At 56.8% G+C, this 11977-nt stretch carries 7 protein-coding genes and 1 pseudogene; 3 read left to right on the top strand and 5 right to left on the bottom strand.

The genetic code is table 11. From position 1 onward, the window contains the following. Nucleotides 1-28: 28 nt before the first annotated feature. Together VAE55_RS16965 and VAE55_RS16970 are read right to left on the bottom strand one after the other, a co-directional pair. Nucleotides 29-1252: pseudogene (locus VAE55_RS16965) on the bottom strand (aminotransferase class V-fold PLP-dependent enzyme). Further along, nucleotides 1249-2082: an alpha/beta hydrolase gene (locus VAE55_RS16970; protein ID WP_322816905.1), complete on the bottom strand. Its 834-nt coding sequence runs from the start codon at nt 2080-2082 to the stop codon at nt 1249-1251. The pseudogene VAE55_RS16965 and the gene VAE55_RS16970 overlap by 4 nt, the downstream one beginning before the upstream one ends. Nucleotides 2083-2954: 872 nt before the next feature. Between VAE55_RS16970 and VAE55_RS16975 the strand changes: the two genes are divergently transcribed. From VAE55_RS16975 to VAE55_RS16985, 3 genes are all read left to right on the top strand, one after another. Next, complete coding sequence (locus VAE55_RS16975) at nt 2955-5423, top strand: vitamin B12-dependent ribonucleotide reductase (RefSeq protein WP_322816906.1); 2469 nt, start codon at nt 2955-2957, stop codon at nt 5421-5423. 712 nt (nt 5424-6135) lie between these two features. Then, nucleotides 6136-7155 (top strand): anthranilate phosphoribosyltransferase, encoded by a 1020-nt coding sequence (gene trpD, locus VAE55_RS16980; protein ID WP_322816911.1) that lies wholly within the window; start codon nt 6136-6138, stop codon nt 7153-7155. A 16-nt stretch (nt 7156-7171) separates the two neighbouring features. Next, on the top strand, nt 7172-8869 hold the full coding sequence (locus tag VAE55_RS16985; RefSeq protein ID WP_322816907.1) for an NAD(P)-binding protein: 1698 nt from the start codon (nt 7172-7174) through the stop codon (nt 8867-8869). 21 nt (nt 8870-8890) lie between these two features. On the opposite strand, the gene VAE55_RS16990 is transcribed toward VAE55_RS16985, so the two are convergent. From VAE55_RS16990 to VAE55_RS17000, 3 genes are all read right to left on the bottom strand, one after another. Then, the gene (locus tag VAE55_RS16990; protein WP_322816908.1) at nt 8891-10492 is read right to left on the bottom strand and encodes an amidohydrolase; all 1602 of its coding nucleotides are present in this window, start codon (nt 10490-10492) and stop codon (nt 8891-8893) included. A gap of 9 nt (nt 10493-10501) precedes the next feature. Then, complete coding sequence (locus VAE55_RS16995) at nt 10502-11434, bottom strand: AEC family transporter (RefSeq protein ID WP_322816909.1); 933 nt, start codon at nt 11432-11434, stop codon at nt 10502-10504. Between the two features lie 356 nt (nt 11435-11790). Further along, nucleotides 11791-11977, bottom strand: a 187-nt coding sequence (locus VAE55_RS17000) for a hypothetical protein (protein WP_322816910.1), incomplete at its 5' end; no start/stop codon positions are given.

Raw genomic sequence — 11977 nt, forward strand, 5'->3', positions numbered from 1 at the left:
CGACCGTGTCAGATAGCCTGTCTGCCGCTCAGCGGGTTGCCACATCGAGCGCTTCACCTACCCGCAACACCTCATCGAGTGTATTGTAGAAGTGGGGGGCGATCCGCACACCGGCCCCCCGCGGAGTAACAACAATCCCAGCCTCGTAGAGGTGCTGTGCGACCACAGCCGGATTCTCGACCAGCGCTACCACAATGCCACTCCGGTGCGCCGGTTCGGTGCTGGCAGCCAGTTGATAGCCGCGCTCTTGAAGATCGTTGATCAACGCATCCACCAGCGTCGCAATCTGGTGCGTGATCCGCTCAATACCAACCTCTTGCAGTAACGTAACCGCAGCCAACAGTGCGAGATTGTTGGCGACATTTGGTGTTCCCAACGTAAATCACTCGGCAGTTTCAGAGAGGGTCAGGTTGTAGTCGAGATAGTTCATCCCGCTCACACTACTGGTGGCGCCGACGTAAGCTCCTGGTACCAGATCACGGATCAGCACACGGCGCACGTAGAGGAAGCCACTGCCGGGTGTTGAGAGCAAGCACTTTTGCGAACCACAGGCCAGCATATCGATATGGCATTCCTGCACATCGAGCGGAAATGCCCCCAGGGTCTGAATTGCGCCAACCACAAAATAGATGCCCCGCTCGCAACAAAGCTGGCCGACGGCTGCCAGATCGTTGCGAAATTCGGTTGCAAACATCGCTGAGCCAAGAACCTATCCGAGAAATCGCTTCTGAGGCACTTTTCGTAGGGCGAGATGCCATCTCGCCCCACTTTTCGGATAGGCTCTAAGTGCGATCACCCGCGTCCGATGATCGATGCGTCGCACTAGCAGATCAAGATCGAGGCCGCCCCGATGTTGCGGCACGACCTTCGTTAGCACACCACGATATGCCAGTTGTTGCCACGGGTAGATATTAGCCGGATAGTCACCTTCAAGTACCAGCACATTATCATCGGGGTGTAACGGCAAGCTAACGGCTGCGGTGTTAATGCCGGCAGCCGTATTGGGCATCAGCACGATCTCGTCGGGCGAACGAGCGTTGATCAACCGGGCCAGGCGCTGCTTAAGATCGGCGAACTGTGCCATCACCTGTGGAAAGACGGCCAGAAACGGCTCACGGGTGGCATGGTCAAGGTAGCTCTGCACTGCTGCCTGCACACGCTGATGCAACGGTGAAACAGCCGCGTGGCTGAGAAAGGCGTAGCGTTCGGTAATCGGAAATCCAGCGCGATAAGCGGCCAAATCGATAGTCATACAGACCCATCCTTCAGAAACTCGGTCAGAATAGCGTGGTATTCGTGCGGTCGTTCCAGCATTGGCAAATGGCCACACTGCTCAATCCAAACTAACCGGCAGCGCGGTATGCGCGCGGCGGCAACCGGTGCACCCGGCGGTGGCATGATCTGGTCGTGACGGCATGCGATCAGCAGTGCCGGAGCGCGCACTGCGGCCAGGGCAGCGCTGATCGTCGGACTTCCCGCTCCCCGTGCGGTCTCCAGGGCAGTACGTTGTTCCATAGCCAGAAAATCGGCAAAGGTCTCGCGCAGCAAGGCGTGATCAGCAGGTAACCGGTAGAAGAATCGACTACCCACCAGACGCATCAGGGGCTGGACATCGAGCATCCATGGGCGGCGTAATGCTAACCAGAGGGCCATTAGATGGTGGATCGATGCCACAACCCGTCGTTCACGCTCATCGCGAAAGGTGCTGAAGCTGGTGACAATCAGATGGGAAACCCTTTCCGGGTAGCGCGCAGCAACGTGAACGGCAACAGCAGCACACAGCGAATGGCCGTTGATGGCAAATCGTTCCAGCCCAAGGGCATCGGCAAAAGCAATCACCCAATCGGCAAGCCGTTCGAGTGACAATCGACCGCTGAGCGGTGGTGATGCACCAAAGCCGGGCAGATCAGGGGCGATCAGCGTGTACCGATCCGCCAGATCACGCAGCGTATAGTGCCACAACCGCGACGAGCCACCCCAACCGTGCAGCAAGAGGAGCGGATAACCATGCCCGGCACGACGAAACGACGTGCGCAGGCAGGCAATGGCAGTTTCAGCAGCAGGTGCAGTATGTGTGGTCATAGGGAAATAAATCCTCGCAAGAAGTGTCTACATAACTATGATACCACATCGCATGGTTTCGTTTCATGCTCAAAAATACACGTGTCGCATCGTTTGGCGTGCAGAAGCCACGCTGCCACGCCAGCCGTGCTTCCGGTCAGGCGCGTGGTGCAGCGGTACACCTGCTGGTAATGGCGATGATGAGCATGCGCATCGTTCGCAACGGGTCTGACCACCTGCGAATCTGACGGTGCGTGAGCGGGGATGCGGATCGGTAAGGAGGCGCGGGCCAGGGTGATGTGGTGCTGGGGCAGGTGATGTCCTAGGCAACGCGAAACAGCACCGGTGCTGTGCTGACAACGCAGGGGCATGCTATGCAGTGGAATACCCAAACTACCCCACGTTGGTGATGGGTAGCGCATCGATTGGGCGAGAGATGGTTTTGACCGATACGTCTAACACGTCTGCCAGTTTGGTGGCAGGTTGAATCACTCTCTGCACAACGGCCCGCCGATACAGACGGGCACCCCGGCAGCGTGAGTGAAGCAGGCAACTGATATTTAATGATCATCCCCAATATCCATGAGCCATAGCGTGAGGTATAGGAAGGCAAACTGGCGTGGAGTACCCGATTCATTATCGTCAAGTTGTAAAAGGTTTTTGTAATCTTTTACTGCTTGACACAACACCGATCACTATGCTAAACTAGCGAAGCGTGCAAGAACACCAATATATGCACTCTATTAGCCGTAGTACACACTAGATATAGTATGATGATCTAGTGTTCATTGATTGCGACCTGATGTGTTGTTAATAAACTTTTTACAGTTAAGTGCGCCTCTGTTGGTGTCTGCACGTGTGAGAGGTCTATCCTGAAAAGGAGCATCCAACCAATGATGAAACAAGAACTTGCCCCCGCCAATCTTACCGACATTGCCCGTACCGTGCTCAAAAAGCGCTACCTGTTGAAGAATGAGCACGGTGATGTGATTGAAACCCCCGAAACGATGTTTTGGCGGGTGGCCGAAACCATCGCTGCCGTCGATGCTCGCTATGGGGCGTCAGCCGAGCAGGTCGAAGAACGTGCCGAACGATTTTATCATCTGATGACCCAAGGCTATTTTGAACCAAACAGCCCAACCCTGATGAATGCCGGGCGGCCACTGGGTCAATTGAGTGCATGCTTCGTTCTGCCTATCGACGACAACCTGACCAGTATCTACGAGACGCTTAAACATCAGGCACTGATCCATCAAAGTGGTGGCGGTACCGGCTTTAGCTTCTCGCGGCTGCGCCCACGCAACGATGTGGTGCGCAGTACGATGGGGGTGGCCAGCGGTCCGGTGAGTTTTATGGATGTCTACAATCACTCCACCGAGGCCATTAAACAGGGTGGGACACGCCGTGGCGCAAATATGGGTATTCTGCGCTGCGATCACCCTGATATTCTTGAGTTTATTACCTGCAAACTCGATACGACGAAAATCACGAATTTCAATATCTCGGTGGCAATTACCGATGCGTTCATGCGTGCCGTTGAGCGCGACGAGGAGTATGACCTGATCAACCCGCGCACCGGTCTGGTGCAGATTGCGTCGCGTGATGGTCTCAAGCATCCATTCACCGGCGAGGTGCTCGTTCCCGCCGGTCAACCGATGCGCTTGCGGGCCCGCATGGTCTTCGATCTGATTGTGCAGTGCGCCCACGCCACCGGTGAACCCGGTCTCTTCTTCATCGACCGGGCCAACGAGTACAATCCGGTGCCCCACCTCGGTGAATACGAAGCGACCAATCCCTGCGGTGAACAACCGTTGCTGGCCTATGACGTGTGCAACCTCGGTTCGATCAATCTGGGGAAATTCGTCACCGATGCCGGCACCATTGATTGGGAATCGCTGCGTGACGTGGTGCATGAGAGTACCCGCTTTCTCGATAATGTGATCGACGCCAATCACTATCCGCTCGAACAGATTACACAGCTCAGCCAGCGGATTCGCCGCATCGGCCTTGGGGTCATGGGATGGGCCGATATGCTGGTGCGTCTGGGTATTCCGTACAACTCATCGCAAGCGATTGATCTGGCGCACCAGGTGATGCGCTTTATCGACGAAGAGAGCAAAGTAGCGTCCGAGCAGCTTGCCCGCGAGCGTGGCCCCTTCCCGGAATGGGAGTACAGCATCTGGGGACCTGATGCGACATGCGCCCGTCGCCCCGATGGATCGCGCATTCGGCCTCAACGCCTGCTCCGCAATTGTAATGTCACCACCGTTGCCCCAACCGGCACGATCAGTATTATCGCCGGCTGTTCATCTGGCATCGAGCCGCTGTTTGCGATTGCGTTCTGGCGCTACCAGGCCGACACCCGCATGCTCGATATCAATCAGGACTTTGTCGTCCAGGCCAAACGCGAGGGATGGTACAGCGATGAACTGATGGAGCGGATTGCGGACACCGGTCATATCCATCATCCGGAAGTGCCGGCTTCAGTGCAGCGGGTGTGGGTCACTGCCCACGATATTGCCCCAGAGTGGCACGTGCGCATGCAGGCAGCGTTCCAGGAGTACACCGATAGTGCGATCTCGAAGACGATTAACTTCCCGCACGAAGCAACCCCCGACCAGGTTCGCGAAGCCTACGAGCTGGCCTTCCGCCTTGGCTGCAAGGGGATCACCGTCTATCGTGACGGATCGCGTGCAAACCAGGTGCTCTCAACCGGCTCAACCGGTAAGAGTGCGGAGCCGGCGCCGGCCTCCGATCAACCGGTGGAGCTGAAGCCGCGCCCGGTCCCGGCTGAGGGATTGCCCAGCCACTCCTTCCCCGTTGTCACGCCACTCGGCAAACTGCGCCTCTTCGTGACCGAGCTGAACGGGAAACCATTCGAGGTCTTTGCCATCATCGGGCGTGCAGGCAGCGATGTCACCGCCTTCACCGAAGCCATTGGACGGCTGATTTCACTCGCTCTCCGGTGTGGAGTTCCGGTGAAACTCATTGCCGAGCAACTGCGTGGCATCGGTGGTTCGCGCTCGGCCGGCTTTGGTCCGGATCGGGTGCGTTCGGTGCCTGATGCGATAGGCAAGGTGTTGCTCGATCATTACGTGAAAAACGGGAATAGCAATGGCAATGGGAATGGCAACGGCAATGGGCATGACGACGAGTACGGCAACGGCGAAGCCGATACTGGTTGGACATATACGAATGGAGTTGGCGAGGTTGCGGCCACCACATCGGTAAGTCATTCCCACAACGAGCCGGGTCACGGCACGATTGAAGCCGCCGAGATCTGTCCTGAATGCCAGAACGCGACTATGCTGAACGAAGAGGGTTGTCGGAAGTGCCACTCATGCGGTCATAGCGAGTGCTAGCAGCGTGTCGTGAAACGCTCGTGCCGGGGTGAGTATGATCATCCCGGCACGTTATATAACCCCCAAGTTGCCCCCTTTATCACCACAGAGACACGGAGGACAGAGAGGATGTGTGTAACCCGGGTTGCTACCGTGAGGCATGACAATGCGTGCATGGGAACTGACTGCTCCCCATATCGCTCTCCCGGTTACGTCATACGGTGTTGCGTGCAACGTCATGCTGTTCATCTTGGCAGTAAGCCTCCGTGGCCTGCTCACGGCGTAGATGGCAACTTGGGTTATGTCGCCTGGTTCATGGCAGATGGAGTGCAGTGAATTGACTGGGGCCACGAATGAACTATGTACTCATCACCGGTTGCTACCGGTAATCGTTATCTCCTCAATCTGGGGCAGTGACCTTATTGCTCTTCGCTCAGCGTTGCCAGCATCTCTTGAGTATCGATGAGATGATTGTTGAAGATTACACGGGCAATATCGAGGAGTTGAAAAATCATTGGATCGCGTACTCGATAATAGACTGTTGTGCTATCACCCCTGATCCTTCGCCCAAATGCTCTGCTACATTGCAGGCATCCACCGGTACCCACTGTTCCCGTATGCTCCCAACCCAAACCCGTTCCATGGTTCACCTGCTCATCCCCCACATTGACCACAACGCATCGGATCGCTACAATACAAACGCAGTGCATATGAAGAGCTAGAGGAGCTGATGATGAACATCCGCGAAGCGATTGCGGCAGTGGTCGTCCGACGAGATTTGACCCAGGCTGAAGCAGCGAGTGTGATGGAAGAGATTATGAGCGGTACGGTGACGCCGGCCCAGATCGGGGCGTTTCTGACCGCTTTGCATATGAAGGGTGAGACAGACGCTGAGATCGCCGGTATGGCGGCGGTGATGCGTGAAAAGGCAACCCACGTCTATTTTGATGGACCGGTGATTGATACCTGCGGTACCGGTGGCGATGGAGCGCATACGTTTAACATTAGCACGACAGCAGCATTTGTGGCTGCCGGTGCCGGGTTGACGGTGGCAAAGCATGGGAATCGGGCCATGTCGAGTGTGTGCGGCAGCGCCGATGTGCTTGAGGGTTTAGGCGTGCAGATCGAACTCGATGCCGAGGGTGTCGCACGCTGTTTGCGCGAGGCCGGGATCGGGTTTATGTTTGCCCCTAAGTTCCATCCGGCTATGCGGTTTGTCGGGCCGGTACGCCGCGAGATTGGTATTCGCACGGTGTTCAATATTCTCGGCCCGCTGACCAACCCGGCTCGCGCCCGTTATCAGGTGCTGGGTGTCGCCAGTGCTGCCCTGGCCGAAAAACTTGCTTACGCGCTCAGCCGGCTTGATACGGTGCATGCCCTGGTGGTTCACGGTGATGGTGGTGTCGATGAGCTGACTTTATCCGGGCCGAATCTGATTTTTGACGTTCGTGCCGGTCAGGCACCGCGTCAGATGCTGGTCGCGCCCGAAGATGTCGGACTGCCCAGAGCACCCCAGGATGCGCTGCGCGGTGGTGATGTAGCGTACAATGTCGCAATTGTCCGCGCCATTCTGAGTGGCGAAGAACATGGGCCGCGTCGCGATGTTGTGCTGTTCAATGCGGCAGCGGCAATGGTTGCCGGTGATCTGGCCCCCGATCTGGCTACCGGTGTGGCGATGGCCCGTCATAGTATCGATAGTGGACGAGCGCTAGAGCGATTGAACCAGATGATTGCTGTCAGTCGTGGCGAATGAAGGCGACGGTCGTGATATGGCTCAGGATATACGACTGACTCGGTTACGTCGTCGTAGATTTGCGCTCTGGCGCCTGATAGTTGCGAATCTGCTTGACGATCTGCGCGTGCTGCGGGAAGCCTGGTTTCCTCTGACGGCGCTTGCGTTGGTGCTGACCGGTGGGGTGTTGTATCTGCGTTGGTTTTATCTGCCACCTGTCTGTGGCTGTAGCCCTGATCTTGAAGTTGCCCTCTTTGAAACGCTGAAGCTGCTCATTTTTCAAACCGATCTTGATCTGCCGGCCGATCCTGTCGGTCGCGTGCTCTTCTTCCTCATTCCACTCCTCGGTCTGTTCTTCCTGTTGCAAAGTGCGGTTGATATAGGGCGTTTGCTGGTTGATAAACGAGCACGCCCTGAGCGGTGGCAGGAGGCGTTAGCGGCAACGTACCGCCGACACATGATCGTCTGTGGCCTGGGCCGGGTGGGGTATCGGTCCGTACTGCAACTGCTTGATTGCCGGCGTGAGGTGGTAGCGATTGAGCCTGATCCCAGCTGTGAATTTTTGCCGATCCTGTACCAGTTGGGCGTGCCGGTTGTGCGCGGCGATGCCCGTGATCCGGAAGTACTGGTGAGAGCAGGTCTGCGTCGCGCCCAGGGGTTAATTGCCACCATTGATGATGATCTGAAAAATTTGGAGATCGCACTGGCAGCCCGGCGTATTCGGCCTGAATTGCCGACGGTGCAACGTATCTTCAGTCGCGCCCTTGATGCTCGCATCGAACGCTCGTTTGGCCGGAATTCAGCTTTTAGCCCGGCAGCACTGGCTGCTCCTACATTTGCTGCTGCCCTCTTGAGTTCCAATGTCCGTTATGTGCTCGACCTGCCGGCTGGACTGTTGGGGATAGCATTTGTCAATGTGAGTAATGATAGCCCTCTGATTGGGCCGGTCGCCGATTTGGAAACACGCTTTGGTGTGCGCCGACTCCCTGGTCCCAACGCCAATCTTCCAATTCTGCCGAGCGAGGAGATTGCGCTGGTTGGCCCACTACCTGCCCTTGAGGCAGTGCAGTGGGCTAATCGACCATCTCCCACTCGTCGTAATGGTGGCCTGATCGTTTGTGGGTTGGGGAAGGTTGGTACCCAGGTCGTGCGACTGCTCAGTCGGCGTGACTCACGTCCTCCGCTCACCGTCATCTGCACCGTCGAGACACCGCTGCGCTACGTTGAAGCCTTAACTGCCCAGGGCATACGGGTCTTGCGTGGTGATGCTCGTGATCCGGTTCTGCTCCGCGAAGCAGGGATCGAAGAAGCAGTGGCCCTGGCCGCACTCTACAGCGATGATCTGCTCAATTTGCAAATTGGGCTAGCCGTGCGCAGTATGTATCCTGATGTGCATCTGGTACTGCGCGTATTCAGTGACGTATTGGCCGACCGCCTGGTCGATCTGTTTGGGATTCACACGGCATTCAGCACCTCGGCACTGGCCGCGCCCAGTTTAGTTGCGGCTGGGCTACTTCCCGATGTCGCAGCAGCGTTTGATGTCGGCGATCACCTGTTGGTCGTTCGCCATCAGATTATCACCGATCGTCGGGTAGGCCAGACAGTAGCCGAATTACGCGCTGTCGGTCAATTACCACTCAGTCTGCGACGTGGTGAACAGTATCAATGGTTGCCACCAGATGAAACAGTGATTGAGGCGAATGACGAAGTTGAATTGCTTACGTTTCTGACGTGAATACGTCGCCAACTGCTGCCCTTAGCGGGCAAAGACAATTCGCCCGCCAACCATCGTCAACATCACCCGCGTTGTCGCAATCTGATCGGGTGGGATCGTCGTAATATCGCGATCAAGCAAGACCAGATCGGCCAGACAGCCAGGCGCCAACCGCCCCAATTCGTGATCACGATGGCCTGCATAAGCGGCCCAGGTCGTATACCCGGCCAGGGCTTCGGCAATCGTCAGGTGCTGATCTGGAAAATCGCTATCCGCAGTACTTCCATCAAGTTTGCCGCGGGTACAGGCTACCTGTATCCCGCGCAACGGATTCGGATCGGCGACCGGCCAGTCGCTCCCCAGGGCCATACGCACCCCGGCCTGCAACAGGTCGCGCCAGGGAAACCCGTACCGCAGACGCTGTTCACCAACCAGGCGCCGCCAGGGGTTATCCCGATCCATGCCAAAATCAACGTGGAGCGGTTGCACAGAAGCAATGACCCTCAGGTGGGCAAAACGGGGCAGATCGGTTGGATCGACAATCTCGGCGTGCTCGATTCGATGCCGCGCATCGCGTTGCCCGTTGATCTGTTGGGCCTGTGCCAGTGCATTGAGAGTCTGCTGGACGCCGCCATCACCAATCGCATGCACACAGACCTGGAGACCAGCCGCATCGGCATGGGTTACCAGCCTGATAAACTCAGCTGCGTCGTAATTGGCTATCCCACACTCGCCACTGCCATCGGCATACGGTGCCAACATGAGCGCCGTCTTCGCTTCCACTACACCATCAATAAAAAGCTTCACCGCATCGGTCTGCACCAACGTATTGCGATACTGACGCGCATCCATTGCCCAATCCGTGATACGAGCCAGGTCGGTACCTGGCGACAGCGAGAGTGGCAGCCTGATGCGTAGGGTCAATTCACCAGCCGCTGCCAAATCGCGGTAGCGCGTGCGCTGCGCTTCATCGCCATCCATGTTGTGGACGCCAGTCAACCCCAACGCAGCCAGCTCACGGAGAGCACGCCGTACCGAATCCCGAATATCAGCTTCAGTCGGTAGTGGAATACAGCGACGTACCAGATCCATCGCCGGTGCTTCGCGTAATTCACCGCTTGCCATGCCATCGTTGCCCATCACCACTTGACTGAATGGATTACCGGTATCGGCACCCGCTAGAATGCCAGCAATCTGCAATGCTGCTGTATTGGCCCAGGCAGTATGGCCGTCAAATGCGGTGAGCAGAACCGGTCGATCAGGCACCACTGCATCGAGGATATGGCGGGTTGGTAATTCACCAGGCGCAAACAAGCGGTACCGCCAGCCCCGCCCGATAATCCACGGCAGCGTAGGGTTAGCAGCAGCATAATCGGCCAGGCGCGTCTGGAGATCGGCGATACTCTCGGTCTGCTCTAACCGCAACACACTTAGTGCCCGCGCACCGTTGTGCAAATGAAAATGGCTATCGGTGAAACCGGGGAGCACCACCATCCCGGTACCATCAATGATCTTGGTTGCCGGTTGTTGCCACTGCAGTGCATCGCGATCGGGGCCAATCCAGGTAATGCGCTCACCGCGAATCGCGATGGCCTGGGCAACAGATTGACCGGGAAAGCGAACATTGCGCAGAATGAAATCCATCGTACCTTCCTACCGTACCAGACTCAACAACACACTCAGCGTTACCAGACTGGCAAATGATGAGACTACAACGGTACTCACCACCAGTTGCGGTCGGGTGTCAAACTCGATTGCCAGAATCGTCGTATTGACTGCGGTCGGCATCCCGGCCATCATCACCCCAACCCCTAACGCCACACCTTCCATGCCAAGCAGACGTCCCAGGCCAAACGCCAGAATGGGTGATACAACCAGCCGGATCGCAGTGGCGAAAGCCACCATCGTCGGTTGTACAATTGGCGCTCCGGCTCCCAACTGCACCCCAAGAATGAGCAGCATCACCGGCAGCGCCGCTTCACTGAGCAATGCCACACCTTCAAAGAGACTACGGGCAACACTGGTTGCGGTTGCCGGATGAAACCCCAACCCTCGCAGCACCAGTGCTCCGGCAACGGCGTAGATTTGTGGCATATGGAGCAAGCGGTTACTAACCTGACGCCAGGCCCGTCGTCCACCTCCGGCGGCACCCGCAGCGGCCACGCCTACCCCTAACGTTTGGGCCATGATTGACTGCATGATAAAGTAGAAAACACCCAACGTAAACCCGGTTTCACCAAAGGCAAAGCGTGACGCGGGCAGGCCGTAATTCCCTGAATTCATAAACATGCTGGTCAGCAAGAGCGCCGTTATCTCTTTGCCACGCAAGCGCAGTGCCATAGCGCTCAGCCAGACCGTGATCGCCATCAGCCCAATCACGCCAACCGAAAAAAACAGCATACGCCCGGCATCTGGCCCGCTGAGATCGGCGCGGAGCAAGGCAACAAAGATGAGGGCCGGACTGAGACCGTAGATCATCAACCGATTAAGCGTCATTAGATCGAGCGGTAAGGCGCGACGGAGCGCAAATCCTACGCTTGCTACGACAGCAATCGGCAAGAGGACATCGATTAAAACGGCGATCATGGCATCCCCGGTCAACAATATCTTACAAGTCAAATATCATAGCATAGATCGGTGTGTCAGGTGAGGGGAATGCCAGGGAGATGCTAAACCCCGGCTCAGCATTCCCATAATACCCGATGGTTTGCTTGTGTCAGTTGCATCATCGCGTTGCTTGCATAGAAATAATGTCAACAAACAGACTTACGTTTCCCTTGCATACCTCTGTGAATTACCGGATGGTCATGTGCGTTTATGAACCATCACCCGCTATCCTGATGCCTGTAATAGCGGGGATGTATATGGTTCAGGTGACAACATACCCGGTTACAGGGATGCAGCCTATGCATTATCCACAACAGGTGTCAACCACGTGCGTATCAGCGGGGATGATCGCCATGGGTGCTGTTGTGGGCGACTGACCCGATGGCAGTGCGCCGTTCCAGCCGTGCCGGCACGTGCTGGATGGATTGCCTGACCCGCTCGTTATGCGCGTGTCGCGCAGTTTGGAGTGCGGCAGCCATACTACCGCGCCAGCCGCGCTCACGATCCGGCGCGTGGCCCACT

This window comes from Chloroflexus sp. (genome assembly GCF_034432675.1).
In the GTDB taxonomy this organism is placed as follows: domain Bacteria; phylum Chloroflexota; class Chloroflexia; order Chloroflexales; family Chloroflexaceae; genus Chloroflexus.